This is a genomic window from Leucobacter sp. UCD-THU (assembly GCF_000349545.1).
GTDB classification, from domain to species: domain Bacteria; phylum Actinomycetota; class Actinomycetes; order Actinomycetales; family Microbacteriaceae; genus Leucobacter; species Leucobacter muris.
Genome location: NZ_KB714603.1, coordinates 200,716 through 222,871 on the forward strand (window position 1 = coordinate 200,716; position 22,156 = coordinate 222,871).

A 22,156-nucleotide genomic window follows, 5' to 3' on the forward strand; every position below is an offset into this window, starting at 1 on the left:
CCTGGCAGCGCCCTGCGGGCGGGCTCCGGCGGCGGTCGGTAGCATCGTTGAGAACGAAAGGATCCCCGTGACCCAAGAACTCCCGCTCTGGGCGGCGAATCTCGCCGTGTTCGACACCGAGACCACCGGCGTCGACACCTCCTACGCGCGCATCGTGAGCGCGACGATTGCCCTGCTCGGCCCGTCCGGTGAGGTGCAGGAGCGCTACGACTGGCTGCTCGATCCCGGCGTGGAGATCCCCGAGCCCGCGGTGCGGGTGCACGGCATCACGACCGAGATCGCCCGCGCGAGCGGCATCGACGCGGCGGTCGGAGTGCAGCAGATCGTCACCCGGCTGTTCGAGATGATCGAGCGGGGCTTCCCGCTGGTCGCCTACAACGCGCCGTTCGATCTGAACCTGCTCGCCGCCGAGGCCGCCCGCCACGGCGTCGCGTGGCCGAGCGAGCTCTCTCCCGTCGTCGATCCGCTGATCCTCGACAAGCAGCTCGACCGGTACCGCAAGGGCAAGCGCACGCTCGAGGCGGTCGCGGCGCACCACGGCGTCGAGATCGGCAACGCGCACGACGCGGGCGACGACGCGATCGCGGCCGGCCGCGTGCTGCAGCGCATCGCCCGCAAGTACGCCGACGTGATCCCGGTCGAGCTCGATGAGCTGCATCGCGCCCAGGTCGCATGGGCGGCCGCGCAGGCCGCGAGTTTCCAGGACTACATGCGGCGGGTGCGCGACCCCTCGTTCATCGCCGATGGGCGCTGGCCGATGCGCTGACGCCCGCGCGGCCCTCCCGGCCGCGTGCGGATTCTCCCCCGCTTTGCCCGCCTCCCTACGACTTCTCCCCCTGCGTCTGCAGGCTTCCCCGCCGCACCGATCGAGCTTCGCGCACCGGAATCGGTGCGAACGGGGTGCGCGAGCGTCGATCGGTGCTGCAAGCGTCCTTCCCGGCCCAGCGAGCCGGCCCGGCGGCGCGCCGGCACACGACAAAGGGCGGTCGATCCGGTTCGGATCGACCGCCCTTTCGCCTGGGAGGCTATCGGCTCAGGCGCCGAAGCCCTTGAAGCGCTGGTTGAACTTCTCGACGCGGCCGGCCGAGTCCATGATGCGCTGCTTGCCGGTGTAGAACGGGTGCGAGGCGCTGGAGATCTCGACGTCGATGACGGGGTAGGTCGCGCCGTCGAGCTCGATGGTCTTGTCGCTGCTGAGCGTGGAGCGGGTGAGGAACGTCTCCCCCGAGGCGAGGTCGCGGAAAACGATTGCGTTGTACTCGGGGTGGATATCGGTCTTCATGAGTGTTCCTTAATGTGCCTGGATGAGGGTGTGTAACAGCACACCCTGAGGTCTTGGGATCTGCGGCGTGGCCGCGCCAAGGATCGAGTTTACCAGAACAGCCGCGTTCTGGGGTTCGAATCCCGGGGCGCGGCGGCTACGGCTTGGCGACCGCGGCGTATCGGCCGTTCGACACGGTGAGCTCGAACGGCATGCCGAAGGTGGCTTCGAGGTTCTCGGCGGTGAGCGCCTCGGCGATGGGGCCCGAGGCCTGCACCTGCCCGTCGCGCAGCAGCAGGGCGTGGGTGAAGCCCGGCGGTACCTCTTCGACGTGGTGCGTCACCATGATCATCGCGGGCGAGTGCGGCGACCGCGCGAAGCCCGACAGCATCTGCAGCAGCCGCTCGCGCGCGCCGAGGTCGAGGCTCGCGCTCGGCTCGTCGAGCAGCAGCATCTCGGGATCGGTCATCACCGCGCGGGCGATGAGGGCCCGCTTGCGCTCCCCGTCGCTGAGAGTGCCGTAGGCGCGGTCGACGTAGTCGCCGAGGTCCCACTCGGCGAGGATGCGCTCGGCCTGCCGAACGTCGACGTCGTCGTAGTGCTCGTTCCAGCGGCCCTCGACGCCGTATGCGGCGGTGAGCACCAGGTCGCGCACCTTCTCGGACGCCGGGATGCGGCGGCCCGTGGCCGACGAGACGAAGCCGATGCGGTTGCGCAGCTCGAAGATGTCGACGCGCCCGAGGCGCTTGTCGAGCACCTCGACCGAGCCCGTGGTCGGGTAGTCGTTCGCCGTGGCGAGCGTCATGAGCGTGGTCTTGCCCGCGCCGTTCGGCCCGAGGATGACCCATCGCTCCGAGTCCTCAACCGCCCAGTCGATCCCGTCGAGGATCGGACGGCGGTCGCGTACGTAGGTGACATCGGTGAAGCGCAGCACGTTGACCATGGGCTCAAGCCTAGACTGGATCGCATGACCGTTTCACCGCTTGTTGTGCTCGACTGCGACTCCACCACGATTCAGGACGAGGTGATCGAGCTGCTCGCCGATGCCGCGGGCAGCCGGGAGCGGGTGGCCGAGGTGACCGAGCGGGCCATGCGCGGGGAGCTCGATTTCGCCGAGAGCCTCGCCGAGCGCGTCGCGACGCTGGCGGGCACGCCCGACACGGTGTTCGCGGAGGCCTACGGTCGGGTGCGTCTCTCCCCCGGCATCCGCGAGCTCGTCGCCGCGGTGCACGAGCGCGGCGGCAAGGTGGGCGTCGTCTCCGGCGGGTTCCACGAGGTGCTCGATCCGATCGCCGAGGATCTGGGGCTCGACTTCTGGCGGGCGAACCGGCTCGAGGTCGCCGACGGTCGTCTGACGGGTCGCACCGTCGGCCCCGTCGTCGACGGCTCGGTGAAGGCGCAGTCGCTGCGCGAGTGGGCTGAGGCGAGCGGGATCCCGCTCTCCGCCACGGTGGCGATCGGAGACGGCGCGAACGATCTCGAGATGATGGGGGTCGCAGCGGTAGGAGTCGGGTACAACGCGAAGCCGATCGTGCAGCAGCGCGCCGACGTCTCGATCACCGACGACCTGGCGCGCGCGATCCCGTTGCTCGACCGCCTGGCCTGAGGCCTCGCGCCTCGTCCGTTGCGCGGGCGAGGCCGGCGTCACACGTCCGACGCCCTCGCGAGCACCATCGCTCCCGAGGGCGTCTACCGGGCCGTCAGCGCGCCAGCGCTCAGTGGCCCATGCCGAGGCCGCCGTCGACGGGGATCACGGCGCCCGAGATGTAGGCGGCGTCGTCGCCCGCGAGGAACGAGGCGGCGCCCGCGATCTCGGCGACCCGGCCGAAGCGGCCCGCGGGGATCGACGAGAGGTACTGCTGCTGCTGCTCGTCGGGAAGCGCGGCCGTCATGTCGGTCTCGATGAAGCCGGGGGCGATGACGTTGGCGGTGATGTTGCGGGATCCGAGTTCGCGGGTGAGCGAGCGGGCGAAGCCCACGAGCGCGGCCTTCGACGACGAGTAGTTGATCTGACCGGGCGAGCCGTAGAGGCCGACGACCGAGGAGATGAGGATCACGCGGCCGAACCGCCCCTTGAGCAGACCCTTCGCGGCGCGCTTCACGACGCGGAAGGTGCCCGTGAGGTTGGTGTCGATGACGCTCGTGAACTCCTCCTCGGTCATGCGCAGCAGCAGGGTGTCGCGCGTGATGCCCGCGTTGGCGACGACCACCTCGACGGGGCCGAGCCGGGCTTCGATCTCGGTGAAGGCCGCGTCGATGGAGGCCGCATCGGTCATCTCGGCGCGCACCGTGAGCGATCCCTCGGGCCCCTCGCCGGAGCGGGCGGTGACGGCGACGCGGTGGCCGTCGGCGATCATGCGTTCGGCGATCGCGTAGCCGATGCCGCGGTTGCCGCCGGTGACGAGTACGGTGCGCGAGGTGCTCATGGAGGTCCTTCCGTCAAAACTGTCCCCCAGCCTATTGCATGTGTGCGCGGTCCCAGCGGGACGGCGTAGGCTGGTCTGGTACTGAGGAAAGGGCGCATGGCGAAGAGCTACAGTGTGACATCGGCGGGGGTGAATCCGGCCGAGGATCGCGCGCACCGGATGCGCATGTACTTCATCGCGATGAGCCTGCGCGTGGCCTGCGTGACCTCGCTGTTCTGGGTGCGCGGCTGGTGGGTGCTGCTCGCGGCGGCCGGGGCGGTCTTCCTGCCGTGGTTCGCGGTGATGGTGGGCAACGCGGTCGCGCACGACGGCGGTCAGGCCCCTGACGCTCCCGAGCTGCTGAAGCTCGAAGGCGGCGCGCCCGTCGGGCCCGAGGAGGTGTCGGCCGACACCCTCATCGTGATCGATGTCGAGCCTGAGCGCCGTTCGTCCGCGGCAGAGGGCGCCGGCCCCGCCGGAGCTGCGCAGGGCCCCGCTGGCGGCACCTCCTCCTCCGACGGCGCCTCGGCTGAGAGCACCTCCGCCGACGGGCCCCGCGCCGAGGGCGCCCCCTCCCCCGGCCCCGAGACGCACGACGCGCGCGGCGGCGCCGCGTGAGCGCCGCAGTGCTGGGCGGCGTGACCCTCGGCGGCGCCCCGTCGCACCGCTTCGAGTGCTCCCGGGCGGGGTGCCGCGACGAGGCGGGCTGGGCGATCCTCTGGCGCAATCCGAAGATCCACGACGAGCACCGCCGGAAGACGTGGCTCGCGTGCGAGGCGCACCTCGAGACGCTGCGCGAGTTCCTCGCGGCGCGCGACTTCCCCCTCGAGACGCGGGCGGTGGGTGAGCTCGATGGCTGACGCGACGCCGGTGGGCTGGCGCTTCCTGTACTCGGGTCGATGGATCGGCTACTTCACGATGCTCGCGATCTTCTCGATCGCGTGCGTGTTCCTGGGCAACTGGCAGTTCGACCGCCGAGCGGAGGCGCGCGCCGAGATCGCCCGCATCGACGCGAACTACGACGCTCCCGCCGCGCCCCTCGCCGATGAGCTGTCCGATCCGTCGGCCTTCGACGAGGACGCGCAGAAGTGGCGCACGGTCGAGGTCGTCGGCGAGTACGTCGGCGATCCCTACCTCGCCCGCAACAGGCCGGGGCGAGACGGCGTCGGCTCGAACCTCATCCAGGCGCTGCGCACCGATGACGGACGGGTCTTCTTCGTGGATCGGGGCTGGGTGCCGATCGACGGCCATGAGGCCGAGACCGGCGGGATCGCCGCCGACGAGCTGCCCGAGCCGCCGAGCGGCGAGGTGCGCGTCGAGGCGAGGCTGCGTGCCTCCGAGCCCACGATCCCGGGTCGCACCTCCGTGGGGCGAACGGTCGCGAGCATCGAGCTGCCCGAGCTGGCGCGTCTCACGGGCACCGAGGGCGAGGCGTACACGGGTGCGTACGGCATGCTCATCTCGGAGACGCCGGCCGGCGAGCACGGCGTGCTGCCCGAGAAGCCCGAGCGCGACGAGGGCCCCCACCTCTCGTACGCGCTGCAGTGGTACGTGTTCATCGGCATCGCCTGCATCGGCGTCGGCTATGCGGCTCGGCGCGAGTACCGGGGGCTGAACCCCGACAGCAGCGTCGTGCGGGAGCAGGATCGCCGCAGCGCCGAGCGCAAGCGCCGTCGCGGGCTCAGCGACGCCGAGGAGGAGGACGCGCTCATCGGCGGCTGAGGCCCCTCCGGTCGGTCTGATCGGCCGTTGAAGCCGTCGAGAGCGCGCAAGGCCGGTGCCGGGATCGGGCGCGCCCGAGATTCGCAGTTCGCCCGAGTTAGTCTGGAGTGTGGTTTCCCTGACGTTCATCCGGCCCCTTTCGATCGTCGCGGCGCTGTGCGCCGCGGTCGTGCTCGCGGGCTGCGCCTCCCAGGTCGATCCGTCGGCGACGCGCGACTCCCTCGCCGAGGTCACCGAGAACCCCGATCCGCCGCAGGCCGCCGAGCTGTACGACGCCGAGCTGCACCCCGACCCGATCGTGGAGCCGCGCGACTGCTCGCCGTATCTCGTGATCACCGTGCGCGGCACGGGCGAGCCGTCGAAGGGGCAGCTGCTCTCCCCCGTCGCGCGCTCGATCTCGCAGGCGAGGCCCGATCAGGTCGACGTGCTCGACCTCGACTACCCCGCCGACGGCGAGATGAGCGAGGGCGGCACGCTCGGGGCGCGCACGCTCGTCGACACGCTCAACGTGCAGGCCGAGGCGTGCGACGAGCAGCGCTTCGTGCTGCTCGGCTACTCGCAGGGCGCGCTCGTGATCGGCGACGCGCTGGCGGCGCCGGACGCACGGATCGTGGGCGGCACCGTCGGCGTGGTCTCCGAGAGCGCGGTCGAGCGGGTGCTCGCGGTGGTGTTCTACGGGGATCCCCGCTTCGTCGGCGGCGAGCCCTTCAACGCGGGCAGTTACGATCCCGAGGTCAACGGGCTCCTCCCCCGCGCTCAGGGCAGCCTCGACGCATTCGCCGACCGGGTGCGCGACTACTGCGTGGCGCGCGACTTCATCTGTCAGAGCAGCAGCCTCGACCTCGACGAGTCGGGCCACGTCGCCTACTTCGACAACGGCATGCAGCAGGACGGCGCCGCCTTCGTCATCAACAGGCTCGACCCGCACGACGACGATGAGACCGGCGACTCGAGCGATCGGCGGGGACCCGACGCGCCCGATGCCGACCCGGCGCGCTGAGACGCCCCCGATTGCGCCTGGGCGCAGGGGCGTTGACCCGAGGCGCTCCGTTGCGCGGGGCGCGTTGCCGCTCGCGGGGCCGCCGACCTAGCCTCGAGGCGTGCGCCCGCAACGCGGCGGGCGCCGTGAGGAGGCGACCATGTCGGGCAGCGGCAACCAGTACGATCACCTGTTCGTGAAGCACATGCCGGTCTGCGGGCCGGATGACTTCAACAACGAGGGCGAGGCCGCCGATCTCGAACAGCCGAAGAACCTCGGCGAACCCAACTGGCTGCTGCACGCCGGGCTCGTGCCCGATGCGAAGGTCAACATGACCCACATCTGGATCCACGAGACCGAGGTGCCCGAGCTCTGGGTCGTGCCGCACGTGCACGACTACGACGAGATTCTGATCTGGACGGGCGGAGACCCCGACAACCCGCATGATCTCGGGGCCGAGATCTACATGGACATCGACGGTGAGCGGCATACGATCACCACGTCGGGCTGCGTGTACATCCCCGCCGGCGTCGAGCACTGCCCGCTGGGCTTCACCCGCGTCGACCGTCCGTTCCGCTTCAGCGCGCTCTCGCTCGCGCCGCACTACGTGTCGGACCGCGAGGAGCGCGCGGCCGAGCGGGCCCGCGCCCGCGAGGCCGACTGACCCGGGCCTGCGCGTCCGCACGCGCGACGACGATCGCGGCGTGCGTGCGGGCGCGCAGGCGCGCGGGTTCGATCAGGCCAGCTCGATGAGGTCGAGGTACTCCTTCGACCAGTGGTCTTCGGTGGCCTCGGGCATGATGAGCACGCGCTCGGGGTTCAGCGCCTCGACGGCGCCCGGGTCGTGCGAGACCAGGATGACCGCGCCCTTGAAGTGCGCGAGCGCGTCGAGGATCTCCTCGCGGCTGGCGGGGTCGAGGTTGTTGGTGGGCTCGTCGAGCAGCAGCACGTTGGCGCTCGAGACCACGAGCATCGCGAGCGCGAGACGGGTCTTCTCGCCGCCGGAGAGCACACCCGCGGGCTTGTGCACGTCGTCGCCGGTGAACAGGAACGAGCCGAGCACCTTGCGGGCCTCGGTCTCGGTGAGGTGCTGCGAGACCGACACCATGTTCTGCAGCACGCTCGCCCGCACGTCGAGCGTCTCGTGCTCCTGCGCGTAGTAGCCGACCTTGAGGCCGTGACCCGCGATGATCTCGCCGGTGTCGGGCTCGTCGACCTGCGCGAGCAGGCGCAGCAGTGTCGTCTTGCCGGCGCCGTTCAGGCCGAGCACCACCACTTTCGAGCCGCGGTCGACCGCGAGGTCGACGCCGGCGAAGATCTCGAGCGATCCGAACGATTTCGAGAGCCCCTGCGCCATGATCGGGGTCTTGCCGCAGGGCGCGGGGTCGGGAAACCGCAGCTTCGCCACGCGATCCACCTGGCGCTCGTCCTCGAGGCCCGAGAGCATCTTCTCGGCGCGCGCCACCATCTGGTGCGCGGCTGCGGCCTTCGACGCCTTCGCACCGAACTTCGCGGCCTGATCCTTGAGCGCCGAGGCCTTCTTCTCGACGTTCGCGCGCTCCTTGCGGCGACGCTCCTCGTCGGCGGCGCGCTGCCGCAGATACAGCTTCCAGTTCATGTTGTAGACGTCGATGACCTGGCGGTTCGCATCGAGGTAGAAGACCCGGTTGACCGTCTCTCCCACGAGGTCGATGTCGTGGGAGATGATGATGCAGCCGCCCTTGTAGCCCTTGAGGAACTCGCGCAGCCACACGATGGAGTCGGCGTCGAGGTGGTTGGTCGGCTCGTCGAGGATCATCGTGTCGGCGTCGCTGAACAGGATGCGCGCGAGCTCGATGCGACGGCGTTGCCCGCCGGAGAGCGTCTTGAGCGGCTGGTCGAGCACCCGGTCGGGCAGGCCGAGGTTGTGCGAGATCGACGCGGCCTCCGACTCGGCGGCGTACCCGCCGAGGGCGTGGAAGCGGTCGGTGAGGTTGCCGAAGCGCTTCATGGCCTTCTCGGCGACGGCCGGGTCGTCGGACCCCATCTCCTCGGTGGCCTTCGCGATGTTCTTGGTGAGCGTGCCGAGGCCGCGGGCGTCGAGGATGCGGTGCCGCGCGATCTGCTCGGGATCCCCGGTGCGGGGATCCTGCGGCAGGAAGCCGAGTTCGCCGGATACCGTGATGCTGCCCTCGGCGGGTTGCAGCTCGCCGGACAGTGTGCGCGTGAGCGTCGTCTTGCCTGCGCCGTTGCGTCCGACGAGGCCAATCTTGTCGCCCGGGTTCACCCGGAAGGTGACGCCCTCCATGAGGCGTCGGGCGCCGACGTCGATCGCGAGGTCTTCGACGGTGATCATGTGGGAAGGCTCCTTGGACACGCCGGCGGGGCCGGCTTGCGAGTGGACAACCTCGCTAGTCTACTCGTCCTCGTCGGGGCGCGAGCTGTCGGGTGCGCGGAGGGCGAACGACCGGGTGAGGAGTGCTGCGCGGTACGGCGGCTGCGGGCCGTGACCTGCGAGGGATGTACGCGGATCCGGAACCCGAACCGCGGTGCGCCGGGCGGGCCCGGTCCCGACGGCTACGCCGACAGGTGCAGTGCGGCGTCGTCGGCCCACAGCACCGTGTCGACGCGGCCTGCGAGGCGCGCTGCGGGCAGCAGCGGCTCGGTGCGCCCGAGCACCGCGCGCAGTGCCTCGGCCTTGCCCTCCCCCACCGCGAGCAGCCAGGAGTGGTCGGCTCGGTTCAGCACGGGCAGCGTGAGCGTGACCCGCTCGGGCGGCGGCTTCGGCGAGTCGCGCACCGGCAGCGCGGCCGCCTCGTCGTCGCCCTGCAGCAGCTCAGAGCGCCCCGGGAAGAGCGAGGCGATGTGGCCGTCCTCCCCCACGCCGCTGAGCACCACGTCGATGCGGTCGACCCGTGCGGCGACGTCCGCGTACTCCGCGGCGGCCTCCTCGAGCGTGAGCCCCGAATCGGAGGCGGTGACGCGGTGCACGAGCGTCGCATCCGTCTCGACGGCGGCGAACAGCGACTCGTCGGCCAGCAGATCGTTGCGATCCGCGTGCCCGGCCGGCACCCAGCGCTCGTCGCCCCAGAGGAAGCGCACCCGCCCCCAGTCGACCGTGTCGCGGTCGCGGTGGTCGCGCACGGCGAGCAGGGCCTGCGCGCCGGCGCGACCGCCGGTCAGCACCACGCAGGGCACCGCTCCGGCCAGCTGCCGCTCCCGGCACACCCCGATGAGCGCGGTCGCGACCGACTCGCCCAGCGAGCGCCGGTCGACGACGCGCTCGACGCGCATCAGAGCCGCACCTCGCTGCGATCGGCCGACCAGAGCGTGTGGAACGTGCCGGGGCGGTCGACGCGGCGGTACGTGTGCGCACCGAAGAAGTCGCGCTGCCCCTGGATGAGCGCGGCCGGCAGCCGTTCGGCGCGCAGACCGTCGTAGTACGACAGCGACGACGAGAACGCGGGTGCGGGAATGCCTGCGGCGGTCGCAGCGATCACCACGCGCCGCCAGGCGGCCTGCCCGCGGCTCAGCGCGTCGGCGAAGTAGGGCGCCGACATCAGCAGCGGCAGCTCGGGCTGCTCGGCGTAGGCCTCGGCGATGCGCCCGAGGAACTGGGCGCGGATGATGCAGCCGGCGCGCCAGATGCGCGAGACGGCGCCGAGGTCGATGCTCCAGTCGTACTCGGCGGCGCCGGCGCGGATCTCGTCGAAGCCCTGCGAGTAGGCGACGATCTTCGACGCGTAGAGCGCCTGGCGCACGTCCTCGATGAAGGCGGTCTCGTCGAGGGGCGCGAAGGTCTCCGCCGGTCCCGGCAGCTCGGCCGCCGCGGCACGCTGCTCGGGGTGCGACGAGAGCGAGCGGGCGAACGTCGCCTCGGCGATCCCGGAGACGGGCACGCCGAGCGACAGCGCGGTCTGCACGGTCCAGGCGCCGGTGCCCTTCGCGCCGGCCTGGTCGAGGATCACGTCGACGAGCGGCCGACCGGTCTCGGCGTCGACTTGCCGAAGCACCTCGGCGGTGATCTCGATGAGGTACGATTCGAGCTCGCCGCGGTTCCACTCGGCGAAGACGTCGGCGATCTCGGCGGGGCTCTTGCCCGTGCCGCGGCGGATCAGATCGTAGGCCTCGGCGATCAGCTGCATGTCGGCGTACTCGATGCCGTTGTGCACCATCTTCACGAAGTGACCGGCGCCGTCGTGGCCGATGTGGGCCACGCAGGGCTCGCCGTCGGCGACGGCCGCGATGGAGGTGAGGATCGGGCCGAGCGTGGCCCAGGCCTCGTCCGACCCGCCCGGCATGATGCTGGGTCCGTTGAGCGCGCCCTCCTCGCCGCCCGAGATGCCGGCGCCGACGAAGTTGATGCCCGTCTCGCGCACCGCCCGCTCCCGGCGGATCGTGTCGGGGAAGAATGCGTTGCCGCCGTCGACGATGATGTCGCCCGGCTCGAACACCTCGACGAGCGCGTCGATCGTGGCGTCGGTCGCGGCGCCGGCCTGCACCATGATGATGGCGGTGCGCGGGCGGGTGAGGCTGGCGGCGAACTCTTCGTAGGAGTAGGCGGGGACGAAGCCGGCCTCGGGATGCTCGGCGATGAGCGCGTCGGTGCGCTCGGGGCTGCGGTTCAGCACCGCCACGGTGTTGCCCTCGCGGCTCGCCAGGTTGCGGGCGAGGTTCGCCCCCATGACGGCGAGGCCGACGACCCCGATGTTCGCGGCCGCTGCGGTCGCATCTGCTGCTCCGGTCAAGACTGTGACTCCGTTCGATCGTTGGCTTCGAGCTGCTTCACCACGCCGCCGTACATCGCGTCCTCGTCGAGGATCCTCAGCTCCTCGGCCAGGCACTCGCGCAGCGTGCGTCGCGGCAGCGAGATCTCGTGCTGCGGCTGGCCGGGCTGGCGCAGCACCGCCCGGGCGGGCGACACCCGCTCGAGCACGGCGTCGCCCGACGCGCGCCGCAGCGTCACCGAGCGCACGCCCCCGACCACCGGCGCCTCGTTCTGCAGCCGGCACTCGGTCGGCACCTGCAGCATGAGCTCGAGCCAGGTGGCGAGCAGGCGCGTCGACGGCGAATCGGCCCCGCCGACCACCTCGACCGCGGTCACGGGGTCGAAGGGCGGCTGGTCGAGGATCGCGGCGAGATACTCGCGCCAGCGCGTGAGGCGCGTCCAGGCCAGGTCGGTGTCGCCGGGCGCGTACCCGGCGGCGCGCGCCGCGAACGTCTCCGCCGAGGAGTCGGCGCTGTCGGTGATGCGGCGCTGCGCGATGCGACCGAGCGGGTGCGATCCGGGGCGCTCGGGAGACTCCTGCGGCCACCACACCACCACCGGCGCGTCGGGCAGCAGCAGGCCGGTGACGAGACTCTCGATGCCGCTGCACACCTCGCCGTATGCGCGCAGCACGACGACGTCGCTGGCGCCGGCGTCGGCCCCGACGCGGATCTCGGCGTCGAGGCGCGGGGCGGGCTCGTGCGGGTTCGCGACCAGCACGATCACGCGCATCGGGTGCTCGCTCGAGGCGTGGTTGGCGGCCTCGACCACCGTCTCGTCGATCGGCTCGGAGGTCGCGATGATGAGGGTCAGCACGCGGCCCAGCGCGGAGACGCCGCCCTCGAGCCGCATCGCGACGAGGCGGCGCGCCACCGCGCTCACGGTCGTGTTGGGGAGGTGCTCGATCACGGGCGTCTCCATCCGCGGCCGTCGCGGGCCAGCAGGTCGTTCGCCGAGTCGGGCCCCCACGACCCGGGGGCGTACTGCTCGGGGGCCTCGTCGAGCGACGCCCAGAATTCCTCGATGGGGTCGAGGATGCGCCACGACAGCTCCACCTCGGCCTGCCGCGGGAAGAGGGGCGCGTCGCCGAGCAGCACGTCGAGGATCAGCCGCTCGTACGCCTCGGGGCTCGCCTCGGTGAACGCGTGGCCGTAGCCGAAGTCCATCGTGACGTCGCGCACGCGCGTGCCCGTGCCGGGCACCTTCGCGTCGAAGCGCATCGTGATGCCCTCGTCGGGCTGCACCCGGATCACGAGGGCGTTCGATCCCTGATCGCTGCCGTGCGCCTTAGCGAACAGCTCCCCGGCCTCGCGCCGGAAGACCACGGCGATCTCGGTCACTCGCCTCCCCAGTCGTTTGCCGGTGCGCAGGTAGAACGGCACATCGGACCAGCGGCGCGTGTTCACGAACAGCTTCATCGCCGCGTACGTCTCGGTGCGCGAGGCGGGATCCATGCCCTCCTCCTCGAGGAAGCCGCGCACCAGCTCCCCGCCCTGCCAGCCGCCCGCGTACTGGCCGCGCGCCGTCGCCGTGGCCAGGTCGTCGGGCAGCCGCACCGCTTCGAGCACCTTCTCCTTCTCGGCCCGCAGGTGGTCTGCGCTGAGCGAGATCGGCTCCTCCATCGCGGTGAGGGCGAGCAGCTGCAGCAGGTGGTTCTGGATCACGTCGCGGGCGGCGCCGACGCCGTCGTAGTAGCCCGCGCGGCCGCCCACGCCGATGTCCTCGGCCATGGTGATCTGCACGTGGTCGACGTAGTTGCGATTCCAGATCGGCTCGTACATGGAGTTCGCGAACCGCAGCGAGAGGATGTTCTGCACCGTCTCCTTGCCGAGGTAGTGGTCGATGCGGAAGATCGAGTCGGCGGGGAACGCCGACTCGAGCGTGTCGTTGAGCTCGCGCGCCGACTGCAGATCCTCGCCGAACGGCTTCTCGATGATCACGCGCCGCCAGCGCTGGTCGTCGACGGTGCGGTCGACGAGGCCCGAGCTGCTGAGGTGGTGGGCCACCTCGGGGAACGATCTCGGCGGGATCGACAGGTAGAAGGCGTGGTTGCCCATGGTGCCGCGCTCCCGATCGAGGGCGTCCACGGTGCTGCGCAGGCGCGCGTACGCGTCAGGGTCGTCGAATCTTCCCTGTACGAAGCGGATGCCCTGGACGAGCTGCTTCCAGGTCGACTCGCGGAAGGGGGTGCGCGCGTACTTGCGCACGGCGTCGTGCACGATCTCGGCGAAGTCGCGGTCGGCCCAGTCGCGGCGGCTGAAGCCGACGAGCGCGAAGCCGGGGGGCAGCAGGCCGCGGTTCGCGAGATCGTAGACCGCCGGCATGAGCTTCTTGCGCGACAGATCCCCGGTCACCCCGAAAATGACGAGCGCGCTCGGACCGGCGATCCTGTTGAGGCGAGGATCGCCGGGCGAGCGCAGCGGGTTGTGAGGCACGGATGTCGGGATCTTAGATCGCGAATCCCAGCGCGCGCATCATGTCGCGACCGTCGTCGGTGATGCGCTCGGGCGTCCACGGCGGCATCCACACCCAGTTGATGCGGAAGGCCGCCACCAGGCCGTCGAGCGCCTCGGCGATGTCGTTCTCGATCACGTCGGTCAGCGGGCAGCCGGCGCTCGTGAGCGTCATGCTGATCACCAGCGCGTCGTGCTCCTCGTCGTAGGCCAGATCGTAGATCAGGCCGAGGTCGACGATGTTGACCCCGAGCTCGGGGTCGGAGACGTTCTTGAGCGCCTCCGTCGCCTGCTCGCGGAACTCGGGATCGATCGACTGCGGGACCGTGGTGGTTTCGTCGCTCATACGACCAGCCTACGCGCCTAGACCGACGCGAGGAAGCGGTCGTAGCCCTCTTCCTCGAGGCGTTCGGCGAGCTCGGGGCCGCCCTCTTCGGCCACGCGGCCGTTCACGAAGACGTGCACGAAGTCGGGCTTGATGTATCGCAGGATGCGCGTGTAGTGCGTGATGAGCAGCACGCCGAGGCCGGTGTGCTCCTTGGCGCGGTTCACCCCCTCGGACACGATCTTCAGCGCGTCGACGTCGAGGCCGGAGTCGGTCTCGTCGAGCACCGCGAACTTCGGCTTGAGCAACTCGAGCTGCAGGATCTCGTTGCGCTTCTTCTCGCCGCCCGAGAAGCCCTCGTTGACGTTGCGCGAGGCGAAGGACTCGTCCATGCGCAGGTTCTGCATGGCCTCCTTGACCTCGCCCATCCAGGTGCGGATCGCCGGCGCCTCGCCGTCGATCGCGGTCTTCGCGGTGCGCAGGAAGTTGGCGTTGGTCACGCCCGGGATCTCGACCGGGTACTGCATGGCCAGGAAGAGGCCCGCCTGAGCGCGCTCGTCGGGCTCGAACTCGGTGATGTCCTCGCCGTCGAGCAGCAGCTGGCCGCTCGTGATCTCGTAGCGGGGGTGGCCGGCGACGGCGTAGGCGAGGGTCGACTTGCCCGAGCCGTTGGGGCCCATGATGGCGTGGGTCTCACCCTGCTTGATGGTGAGGTTGACGCCCTTCAGGATCTCCTTCGGGCCCTGCTCGGTTTCGACGCTGACATGCAGGTCCTTGATTTCAAGAACTGAGCTCATTGTTCAATCTCTTTCGTAACGTTGGGGTCGATGTACACGTCGCCGTCTTCGATCTCGACAACGTAGACGGGGACCGGCTCGTAAGCCGGAAGGTTCTGCGGGTAGCCGGTGCGCAACGAGAACGCCGAGCCGTGCGCCCAGCACTCGAGGGTGTCGTCCTCGACGAAACCCTCGGAGAGGCTGATCTGTCCGTGGGTGCAGGTGTCGCCGATCGCGTGCACCTCTCCCTGGCCGTCGAGCACGAGAGCGATCGGCGCATCCTCGACGACCACGCGGGTCGCCTGATCCTGCACCAGGTCGCTCAGCGCGACTACCTTGTGGCGGGCCATTATGCGAGCACGCTCTGCTGCAGCTCTGCCTCGATCGCCTCCTGGAGCCGCGCCTCGACCTGCTCGTTGCCGATGCGCTGGATGACCTCGAAGAGGAAGCCACGCACCACCAGCTTGCGGGCGTCGTCCTCGGAGATGCCGCGGCTCTGCAGGTAGAAGATGTGCTCCTCGTCGAAGCGGCCCGTCGTGGAGGCGTGACCGGCTCCCTCGATGTCGCCGGTCTCGATCTCGAGGTTCGGGATCGAGTCGGCGCGCGTGCCCTCGGTGAGCGTGAGGTTGCGGTTCTCCTCGTAGCTGTCGGTGCCCTCCGCGATGCGACGGATCAGCACGTCGCCGATCCAGACCGCGTGCGCGCCCTCGCCCTGCAGCGCGCCCTTGTAGGCGACGCGGCTGCGGGTGCGGGGGGCGTTGTGGTCGATGTAGACCTGGTGCTCGAGGTGCTGGCCGGCGTCGGCGAAGTACGCGCCGTAGCTCTCGCCGTTGGCGCCCTGCCCGTCGAGGTGGATCGAGGGGTTGAGCCGCACCACGCCGCCGCCGAGCGAGACGACGATGTGCTGGAGGTTGCCGTCGCGGCCCACGGTCGCGTTGTGGCTGGCGAGGTGGATCGCGTCGTCGGCCCACTCCTGGATCGAGACGACGGTGAGGTTCGCGCCGTCGCCGACCACGATCTCGACGGTCTCGGTGAGATTCGCGTCGCCCGAGTTCTCGAGGATCACGAGCGCGTTCGCGTTGGGCGCGGCCTCGATGATCGTGTGAGCCGCCGCGGGGTTCTGCGCGAGCCCGGAGCGGTCGACCGTCACGGTCTGGCGCTCCTCGCTGGTGAGCAGGATGCGCAGCGCGGTGCCGGCCTGGCCCCAGGCGTTCGCCGCGGCCTGATCCTCGGGGATGCCCGCGCGGCCGACGAGATCCGAGTCCATCGGCACGTGCGTGACCTCGACACCGGGGGCGTCGGAGACGACCGGAGCCGCGGCGCCGGCCTCGAGCGGGCCGTCGATGAGCGCCCGGATCTTCGCGATCGGGGTGAACTTCCAGTTCACCTCGCGGCCGGTGACCTCGGGGAAATCGGCCAGGTTCGTCGACTTGAAGCGCTCCGAGCGGGTCTGCACCGGTGCCCGGTTCTCCCAGTCGCCGTCGCTGTGGGCCTTGAATCCGTGCTGTTCTGTCTGGAGAGTGGACATCTTTAACCGACGGATCCTTCCATGCTCATCTCGATGAGCTTGTTCAGTTCGAGCGCGTACTCCATGGGCAGCTCGCGCGCGATGGGCTCGATGAAGCCGCGCACGATCATGGCCATGGCCTCCTCTTCGGAGAGGCCGCGGCTCATGAGGTAGAAGAGCTGATCCTCGCTCACGCGGGTGACGGTCGCCTCGTGCGCGAGGGTGGCGTCGTCGGTGCGGATGTCGATGGCCGGGTAGGTGTCGCTGCGCGAGATCGTGTCGACGAGCAGCGCGTCGCAGACCACCGAGTTGGCGGCGTGGTGGGCGTTCGCCTCCACGCGCACCTCGCCGCGGTAGCCGGTGCGGCCGCCGCCGCGCGCGATCGACTTCGAGAGGATCGACGACTTGGTGTGCGGCGCGAGGTGGATCATCTTCGCGCCGGCGTCCTGGTGCTGGCCGGGGCCCGCGAACGCGACCGAGAGGGTCTCGCCCTTGGCGTGCTCGCCGGTCAGGAAGATCGACGGGTACTTCATGGTGACCTTGGAGCCGATGTTGCCGTCGACCCACTCCATGGTGGCGCCCTCTTCGGCGATCGCGCGCTTGGTGACGAGGTTGTACACGTTCGTCGACCAGTTCTGGATCGTCGTGTAGCGCACGCGGGCGTTCTTCTTCACGATGATCTCGACGACGGCGGAGTGCAGCGAGTCGCTCTTGTAGATCGGAGCGGTGCAGCCCTCGATGTAGTGGACGTAGCTGCCCTCGTCGGCGATGATGAGCGTGCGCTCGAACTGGCCCATGTTCTCGGTGTTGATGCGGAAGTAGGCCTGCAGCGGGATCTCGACGTGCACCCCCTTCGGGACGTACACGAACGAGCCGCCCGACCAGACGGCCGTGTTGAGCGCCGCGAACTTGTTGTCGCCCGACGGGATCACCGTGCCGAAGTACTGCTCGAAGATCTCGGGGTGCTCGCGCAGCGCCGTGTCGGTGTCGAGGAAGAGCACGCCCTGCGCCTCCAAGTCCTCGCGGATCTGGTGGTAGACGACCTCGGACTCGTACTGCGCGGCGACGCCCGCGACGAGGCGCTGGCGCTCGGCCTCGGGGATCCCGAGCTTCTCGTACGTCTCCTTGATCTCCTCCGGCAGCTCCTCCCAGGTGGTGGCCTGCTTCTCGGTGGAGCGCACGAAATACTTGATGTTGTCGAAGTCGATGTCCGACAGGTCGGCGCCCCACGCGGGCATCGGCTTGCGGCCGAAGATCTGCAGGGCCTTGAGGCGTCGCTGCAGCATCCACTCGGGCTCGTTCTTCAGCGCCGAGATCTCACGCACGACCTGCTCGTTGAGGCCGCGTTTCGCCGTCGCGCCCGCCTCGTCGCTGTCGTGCCAGCCGAACTCGTACTGGCCCAAGCCTTCGAGCTCGGGTCGGTCGATCAGTACCTCTGGCATGATCACTCCCTCAATTCTTCGTCTCGCCGAGCTCAGACCGCGTGAGCGTGCGAAACGAATCGAGCGCACAGGTCTGGCTCTGCAGCGGTGCAGTAGTCTGGGCTTCGGACGGAGCCGATCCGGTGCTGAGCACCCGAACACGGCTCGCCGTACGCAACCACAGCTTCCCATTCTACAGGTTCCCGGTGAAAACGGGCAGGGGCTCGCCCAGGGCGAAACCCCGTGCGGGAGGCGCCCGAGAGGAGCTTCGTTGTCCACCCCGAGCAGCACCGCCACCGACTCCGCTACCGACTCCGCGACCTCGCCCGGCGGGCGCCCGCGATTCATCGACGCAGATGGTCTGCCGAGCCGACTGGTGCGCGTGCTCGCGTGGATCTCGTTCGTGTTGAACGTCACGATCATCGCGACGGGCGGCGCGGTGCGCCTCACCGGCTCGGGTCTCGGGTGCAGCGACTGGCCCGTGTGCGTGCCCGGCTCGCTCACCCCCACCCCCGAGCTCGGCATCCACGGCGTCATCGAGTTCGGCAACCGCACCCTCAGCGGGCCGCTGCTGATCTTCGCGATCGCGGTGCTGGTGCTGACCTGGACGATCCGCCGGCAGCGCCGCGACCTGTTCGTCATCTCGGCCGTGGTGCTCGGGCTCGTCGCCTCGCAGGCCGTCATCGGCGGCTTCGTGGTGTGGCTGCACCTCAACGCCAACCTCGTGGGTGTGCACTACGTGATCTCGCTCATCATCGTGTGCGTGACGGCGGCCTACCTGGTGCGCATGTACGAGCGCCCCGGGGCGCGCGAGCGGGCGGTGCCGACCCCGTTCCTGATCCTCGCCCACATCACCACCTTCGCGATGGCGATCACCGTCTTCGTCGGCGTGCTCACCACGGGCGCCGGCCCCCACTCGGGCGACGACAGCGTCGTGCGCGACGGCTTCGACGCGTCGCTGCTCGCGCACGTGCACGCCTGGCCCGGCTACGCCGCGCTCGCGCTCACCGTCGCGCTCGTGATCTGGGCGCTCGCGCAGCGGCTGCGCCCCCGCGCCTGGAGCGTCGCGCTGCTCGTCGTGCTGCTCGTGCAGATCGGCGTGGGCGTGTACCAGGCGCGCAGCGGGCTGCCGCCCCTCGCGGTCGGCGTGCACATGGTGCTCGCGTCGCTCACCGCTGCGGCCATGACGGTCGTCGTGCTGCGCCTCAAGCGGCCGGTGGCGGCGTAGAGATCGGGTTCTCGAGCGCGAGTCGGATCCGGGGTCGGTTCGGCCTGGGCCCGGGGCTGCCCGGTCCTGCCCGGCCCGGTCCGATCTCGGGGCTGTCCGGTCCGGTTCCGGTTCGGTCTCGGGGCCGTTGGGGGTGACCCTATCCCCTGCTCTCCCCCGCCCGCTCCTGCTCTCCCCGCCCGCTCCTGCTTTCTCCTGCCCGCTCCCTCGCGAGTGGTCAGAAAGTGCTTGTGGCGTCCGAGGCCCGAGCACTTCTTGACCACTCGCGAGGAACTGGCGGACCGGGTCCCTGATCCTGGGTTCCCCTGGTCTCCTGGTTCCCTGGCTGCCACGCGCCTTTCCCTCTTCCCTTTCCCTCTGGCCTTTCCCTTTTCCATTTTCACTTTTCCTTTTCCTTTTCTCTTCTTCCTGTTTCCCTCTCCCCTAGCAAGTGGTCAAGAAGTGCTCCGATCGCCCCAGATGGGAGCACTTCTTGACCACTCGCAGGGCCCCACAGGTCGCAGGGACTTCGCTCACAGCTGGGGTTTCGCCCGCCGATCCGGGGAGTTCCCGTGAGCGCTGTGGAGACGGGCGTCCGAGGCGAACTCAAGCGAGACCATGGTCGACATGACCTCTCAACCGCAGCCCATCGCACTCACCGATGAGCGAGCCTTCCTAGTGAGGGACGCGGCACGGCCGGGGTGCGGCCGAGCCACCTTCAGACATCCTCGGTGGCACCGCCCCTTCGCCGGTGTGCGATCGCGGGGGCCCATCGCGGCCACCCTGAACGGCCGGGCCCTGCAGTACCTTCCGAGGTTGCGGCCTGGCGAACGGTTCAGCCACGCTACCGCGCTGGCGCTGCTCGGCTGCCCCGTGAGAGTGTCGCAGCACGCGCCGGTCGACGTCTCTTCACCGGTGGCCGTCGGCCGCGTGAGGTGCCGGGGCGTCGCCGGACACCGACATCGAGAGATCGCGCCCGAGTACCCCTGTATCGTGCCCGAACACGACGATCGGATTCCGGTGTCCGCCCCGCTCGACGCCGTGCTGCAGTCGGCTTTGCAACTTCCATTCTGCGAGCTCGTCGTGGCGCTCGATTTCCTGCTTCTCAACCCCTCCGAGCGCTACGATCCTCATCTCTACGTGACTCGAGACGATCTCAAGATCTTCGCGGCTCAGGCATCGGGTCGCGGCACCGTGCGTTTTCGCGAGGCGGCGGCACTCGCTCGGGTGGGGGCCGAGTCGCGCATGGAGACGCTGATGCGGCTCGGCAATGCTCGGGTGGGCGGCCCGGAGTTGCGACTGCAGGCCGAACTGCACGACGGGCAGGGGTGTTGGATCGGGCGCTTCGACGCGGCTGACGACGAGGCGCGCGCCATCTTCGAGTACGACGGCGGGCAGCACCTCGTTTCGCTGCAGCAGCGTCGACGGGATGCGGTGAAGCTGCAGGCGGCGCGCGATGCAGGTTGGCGTGTGCGCGTATTCTTCGCCGACGACGTGCTCAAGAGTTCGCTCGCGACCGGGCGGAGGATGCTGCACTTCACCGGGCGCCCGGAACGCCCGGTGCGGCCGATGCTTGCGAGGCTGCTCGACGAGCGTTCCGGGGATCGCACCGAGCCGGCCACCCACACGTCCTCGCCCATGAGCCGCACCCTGATGAGCGGTCACGAATAGTTCTGCGAGCGCGATGATCGAACACTTGGTGGCCGCTCGCCGGGAAGCGGATCGGAGGGAGAGGCCGAAAGGCTCGGAGAACCGGAAACGCGCGGGCGAGAAAGAAGGGAGGAGTGTGAGGAACGGGTGAGAGATGCGGAGCGAAAGGGAGGAAGGACGAGCAGGCGGAAACGACGAGAAGCCAGGAACCACGAGAGGACAGAAGCATCGAGCAACCAGAAGTGCCGAGAAGCCAGAATCGACGAGAAGCCAGAAGCCACGAGAGAGATGAGGGCGGCCCCCGCTACCCCGCGGCAGCTGTGAGGGCGCGGTCGAGATCGGCCCAGAGATCCTCGACGTGCTCGATGCCGATGCTGAGGCGCACGAGCGCCTCGGGCACCTCGAGGGGCTCGGCGGCGTGCCGCCGCCGGCGCTCCACGAGGGACTCGACCCCGCCGAGGCTCGTGGCAGGTGTGAAGAGGCCGAGGGCCTCGACGAGGCGGTCGGCGGCGTCTGCTCCCCCGCTCGGCTCAATCGAGACGATGGCGCCGAAGCCGTCGAGCTGGACGCGGGCCCGCTCGTGGTTCGGATCGCTCGGCAGTCCCGGGTATCGCACGCGCTCGACGGCCGGGTGCTCGAGCAGCCGGCGCGCGAGCTCGTCCGCCGTGGCCTCCGCGCGGTCGAGGCGCAGCGCCATGGTGCGCAGGCCCCGCAGCGCCAGCCAGGCCTCGAAAGGCCCCGCGATGCCGCCGTGCAGCGTGCGGTGCTTCGCGAGCCGTGCCCGCAGTTCGCCGTTGCGGGCGACGACGAGGCCGAGCAGCACGTCGGAGTGTCCGGCGATGAACTTCGTCGCCGAGTGCACCACCACGTCGGCGCCCACCGAGAGCGGGCGCTGCCTGAGCGGCGTGGAGAAGGTGTTGTCGACGACCGCGGTGACACCGCGGCGCCGCGCCTCCGAGACGAGCCGCGGCAGGTCGACGACGTCGAGCATCGGGTTCGTCGGGGACTCGAGCCACAGCAGGTCGGCTCCCTCGAGCGCCGCGATCGTCGCCGCGAGGTCGAGCGGGTCCACCTCGTGCAGCACGAGCGACCCCGCCTCGGCGAGATCCCGCGCGAGCCCGATCGTGCCGTTGTACGAGGCGCTCGGTACGACCGCCACCCCGCCGACGGGCACGAGCGACAGCGCCGCAGAGACCGCCGCCATGCCCGACGCGAAGGCGAGGCCGGGCAGGTCGCCACCCTCGAGGCTCGCGATCGCCTCCTCGAGCGGCTCCCACGTCGGGTTGGCGTAGCGGGCGTAGACGCGCTCACCCTGCTGAGGTGCGCCCGCGCTTCGGAAGGTCGAGCTGAGCGAGATCGGCGGGTTGAGCGGGCCGTCCGGCGTCGGATCGGGCCTGCCGAGAGTGACGACTGCGGTGCTCGAGCGGAGTTCGGGTGCCTGCTGACTCATGGAGTCAGCGTAGCGGCTCGGGTGTGCACCCCTCCGCGCGGAGACGGCCGACGCGGGATCGGCAGACCGGAGTGCGGCAAGCCACGATCGTCCAAGCCGTGATCGTCCAAGGCGAGGGTTCGCGAGCCAAGATCTCGCAAGGCGCGGTCTCGCAAGCTGCGATCTTTCAAAGCGAGGATTCGCGAGTCGAAGGCGCGCAACCCACAGGCCGCGGAGCCTGCATGCCTAAGGATGCTGAGTCAGGGCCGGCAGG

The 22,156-nt window shown here is 70.1% G+C and carries 23 protein-coding genes; 9 read left to right on the plus strand and 14 right to left on the minus strand.

Annotation, left to right across the window (positions count from 1 at the left end; all coding sequences use genetic code 11):
* Positions 1–67: 67 nt before the first annotated feature.
* On the plus strand, positions 68–766 hold the full coding sequence (locus tag H490_RS27200; RefSeq protein ID WP_017884661.1) for an exonuclease domain-containing protein: 699 nt from the start codon (positions 68–70) through the stop codon (positions 764–766).
* Positions 767–1,033: 267 nt separating this feature from the next.
* Here the strand turns inward: H490_RS27200 and H490_RS27205 are convergent, their stop codons facing one another.
* Positions 1,034–1,282 carry a type B 50S ribosomal protein L31 gene (locus H490_RS27205; RefSeq protein WP_017884662.1) on the minus strand — a complete coding sequence of 83 codons (249 nt, stop codon included), beginning with the start codon at positions 1,280–1,282 and terminating at the stop codon, positions 1,034–1,036.
* Positions 1,283–1,418: 136 nt separating this feature from the next.
* Complete coding sequence (locus H490_RS27210; RefSeq protein ID WP_017884663.1) at positions 1,419–2,204, minus strand: ABC transporter ATP-binding protein; 786 nt, start codon at positions 2,202–2,204, stop codon at positions 1,419–1,421.
* Positions 2,205–2,228: 24 nt separating this feature from the next.
* On the opposite strand from H490_RS27210, the gene serB reads away from it, so the two are divergent.
* Entirely contained in the window at positions 2,229–2,867 is a 639-nt protein-coding gene (gene serB, locus H490_RS27215) for a phosphoserine phosphatase SerB (protein ID WP_031290156.1), read from the plus strand.
* Positions 2,868–2,976: 109 nt separating this feature from the next.
* Here the strand turns inward: serB and fabG are convergent, their stop codons facing one another.
* Positions 2,977–3,687 (minus strand): 3-oxoacyl-ACP reductase FabG, encoded by a 711-nt coding sequence (gene fabG / locus H490_RS27220; RefSeq protein WP_017884665.1) that lies wholly within the window; start codon positions 3,685–3,687, stop codon positions 2,977–2,979.
* Positions 3,688–3,783: 96 nt separating this feature from the next.
* Between fabG and H490_RS0116235 the strand changes: the two genes are divergently transcribed.
* The 5 genes from H490_RS0116235 (at position 3,784) to H490_RS27240 (ending at position 7,031) form a co-directional block, all read left to right on the plus strand.
* A complete protein-coding gene (locus H490_RS0116235; RefSeq protein ID WP_017884666.1) occupies positions 3,784–4,284 on the plus strand; it encodes a DUF3099 domain-containing protein in 501 nt (166 codons plus the stop codon).
* Positions 4,281–4,526, plus strand: a complete 246-nt coding sequence (locus tag H490_RS27225; protein ID WP_017884667.1) for a hypothetical protein — start codon at positions 4,281–4,283, stop codon at positions 4,524–4,526. The genes H490_RS0116235 and H490_RS27225 overlap by 4 nt, the downstream gene beginning before the upstream one ends.
* The gene (locus tag H490_RS27230; protein WP_017884668.1) at positions 4,519–5,388 is read left to right on the plus strand and encodes an SURF1 family protein; all 870 of its coding nucleotides are present in this window, start codon (positions 4,519–4,521) and stop codon (positions 5,386–5,388) included. Before H490_RS27225 ends, H490_RS27230 begins: the two co-directional genes overlap by 8 nt.
* 109 nt (positions 5,389–5,497) lie before the next feature.
* Positions 5,498–6,388: a cutinase family protein gene (locus H490_RS27235; RefSeq protein WP_017884669.1), complete on the plus strand. Its 891-nt coding sequence runs from the start codon at positions 5,498–5,500 to the stop codon at positions 6,386–6,388.
* A gap of 100 nt (positions 6,389–6,488) precedes the next feature.
* Positions 6,489–7,031, plus strand: a complete 543-nt coding sequence (locus H490_RS27240; protein ID WP_238560345.1) for a hypothetical protein — start codon at positions 6,489–6,491, stop codon at positions 7,029–7,031.
* A 72-nt stretch (positions 7,032–7,103) separates the two neighbouring features.
* Here the strand turns inward: H490_RS27240 and H490_RS27245 are convergent, their stop codons facing one another.
* The 10 genes from H490_RS27245 to sufB form a co-directional block, all read right to left on the minus strand.
* Complete coding sequence (locus H490_RS27245) at positions 7,104–8,702, minus strand: ABC-F family ATP-binding cassette domain-containing protein (RefSeq protein ID WP_017884671.1); 1,599 nt, start codon at positions 8,700–8,702, stop codon at positions 7,104–7,106.
* 221 nt (positions 8,703–8,923) lie between these two features.
* Entirely contained in the window at positions 8,924–9,640 is a 717-nt protein-coding gene (gene pgl, locus H490_RS27250) for a 6-phosphogluconolactonase (protein ID WP_017884672.1), read from the minus strand.
* A complete protein-coding gene (gndA, locus tag H490_RS27255) occupies positions 9,640–11,094 on the minus strand; it encodes an NADP-dependent phosphogluconate dehydrogenase (RefSeq protein WP_017884673.1) in 1,455 nt (484 codons plus the stop codon). Before gndA ends, pgl begins: the two co-directional genes overlap by 1 nt.
* Positions 11,091–12,023 (minus strand): glucose-6-phosphate dehydrogenase assembly protein OpcA, encoded by a 933-nt coding sequence (locus H490_RS27260; protein WP_017884674.1) that lies wholly within the window; start codon positions 12,021–12,023, stop codon positions 11,091–11,093. The genes gndA and H490_RS27260 overlap by 4 nt, the downstream gene beginning before the upstream one ends.
* On the minus strand, positions 12,020–13,549 hold the full coding sequence (gene zwf / locus H490_RS27265; RefSeq protein WP_017884675.1) for a glucose-6-phosphate dehydrogenase: 1,530 nt from the start codon (positions 13,547–13,549) through the stop codon (positions 12,020–12,022). Before zwf ends, H490_RS27260 begins: the two co-directional genes overlap by 4 nt.
* 13 nt (positions 13,550–13,562) lie before the next feature.
* Positions 13,563–13,913, minus strand: coding sequence for a metal-sulfur cluster assembly factor (locus H490_RS27270; protein WP_017884676.1), 351 nt, complete (start codon positions 13,911–13,913; stop codon positions 13,563–13,565).
* A gap of 17 nt (positions 13,914–13,930) precedes the next feature.
* Positions 13,931–14,689, minus strand: coding sequence for a Fe-S cluster assembly ATPase SufC (gene sufC, locus H490_RS27275; RefSeq protein WP_017884677.1), 759 nt, complete (start codon positions 14,687–14,689; stop codon positions 13,931–13,933).
* Positions 14,686–15,018, minus strand: a complete 333-nt coding sequence (locus H490_RS27280; protein ID WP_017884678.1) for a non-heme iron oxygenase ferredoxin subunit — start codon at positions 15,016–15,018, stop codon at positions 14,686–14,688. Before H490_RS27280 ends, sufC begins: the two co-directional genes overlap by 4 nt.
* Positions 15,018–16,196, minus strand: coding sequence for a Fe-S cluster assembly protein SufD (sufD, locus tag H490_RS27285; protein WP_017884679.1), 1,179 nt, complete (start codon positions 16,194–16,196; stop codon positions 15,018–15,020). The genes H490_RS27280 and sufD overlap by 1 nt, the downstream gene beginning before the upstream one ends.
* Before the next feature lie 2 nt (positions 16,197–16,198).
* Positions 16,199–17,617: a Fe-S cluster assembly protein SufB gene (sufB, locus tag H490_RS27290; protein ID WP_031290159.1), complete on the minus strand. Its 1,419-nt coding sequence runs from the start codon at positions 17,615–17,617 to the stop codon at positions 16,199–16,201.
* A gap of 250 nt (positions 17,618–17,867) precedes the next feature.
* Here sufB and H490_RS27295 point away from each other — a divergent pair, with 250 nt between their 5' ends.
* A complete protein-coding gene (locus H490_RS27295; protein WP_017884681.1) occupies positions 17,868–18,824 on the plus strand; it encodes a COX15/CtaA family protein in 957 nt (318 codons plus the stop codon).
* A gap of 972 nt (positions 18,825–19,796) precedes the next feature.
* On the plus strand, positions 19,797–20,474 hold the full coding sequence (locus H490_RS27300) for a hypothetical protein (RefSeq protein WP_017884682.1): 678 nt from the start codon (positions 19,797–19,799) through the stop codon (positions 20,472–20,474).
* A 283-nt stretch (positions 20,475–20,757) separates the two neighbouring features.
* On the opposite strand, the gene H490_RS27305 is transcribed toward H490_RS27300, so the two are convergent.
* Complete coding sequence (locus tag H490_RS27305; protein WP_017884683.1) at positions 20,758–21,903, minus strand: trans-sulfuration enzyme family protein; 1,146 nt, start codon at positions 21,901–21,903, stop codon at positions 20,758–20,760.
* Between the last annotated feature and the right edge of the window lie 253 nt (positions 21,904–22,156).

Bases quoted from the DNA above. Each gene is read 5' to 3' on its own strand.
- H490_RS27205 (WP_017884662.1), bottom strand. From the start codon at position 1,282: ATGAAGACCGATATCCACCCCGAGTACAACGCAATCGTTTTCCGCGAC.
- H490_RS27210 (WP_017884663.1), bottom strand. From the start codon at position 2,204: ATGGTCAACGTGCTGCGCTTCACCGATGTCACCTACGTACGCGACCGC.
- serB (WP_031290156.1), top strand. From the start codon at position 2,229: ATGACCGTTTCACCGCTTGTTGTGCTCGACTGCGACTCCACCACGATT.
- fabG (WP_017884665.1), bottom strand. From the start codon at position 3,687: ATGAGCACCTCGCGCACCGTACTCGTCACCGGCGGCAACCGCGGCATC.
- H490_RS0116235 (WP_017884666.1), top strand. From the start codon at position 3,784: ATGGCGAAGAGCTACAGTGTGACATCGGCGGGGGTGAATCCGGCCGAG.
- H490_RS27230 (WP_017884668.1), top strand. From the start codon at position 4,519: ATGGCTGACGCGACGCCGGTGGGCTGGCGCTTCCTGTACTCGGGTCGA.
- H490_RS27245 (WP_017884671.1), bottom strand. From the start codon at position 8,702: ATGATCACCGTCGAAGACCTCGCGATCGACGTCGGCGCCCGACGCCTC.
- pgl (WP_017884672.1), bottom strand. From the start codon at position 9,640: ATGCGCGTCGAGCGCGTCGTCGACCGGCGCTCGCTGGGCGAGTCGGTC.
- H490_RS27270 (WP_017884676.1), bottom strand. From the start codon at position 13,913: ATGAGCGACGAAACCACCACGGTCCCGCAGTCGATCGATCCCGAGTTC.
- sufC (WP_017884677.1), bottom strand. From the start codon at position 14,689: ATGAGCTCAGTTCTTGAAATCAAGGACCTGCATGTCAGCGTCGAAACC.
- H490_RS27280 (WP_017884678.1), bottom strand. From the start codon at position 15,018: ATGGCCCGCCACAAGGTAGTCGCGCTGAGCGACCTGGTGCAGGATCAG.
- sufD (WP_017884679.1), bottom strand. From the start codon at position 16,196: ATGTCCACTCTCCAGACAGAACAGCACGGATTCAAGGCCCACAGCGAC.
- sufB (WP_031290159.1), bottom strand. From the start codon at position 17,617: ATGCCAGAGGTACTGATCGACCGACCCGAGCTCGAAGGCTTGGGCCAG.
- H490_RS27305 (WP_017884683.1), bottom strand. From the start codon at position 21,903: ATGAGTCAGCAGGCACCCGAACTCCGCTCGAGCACCGCAGTCGTCACT.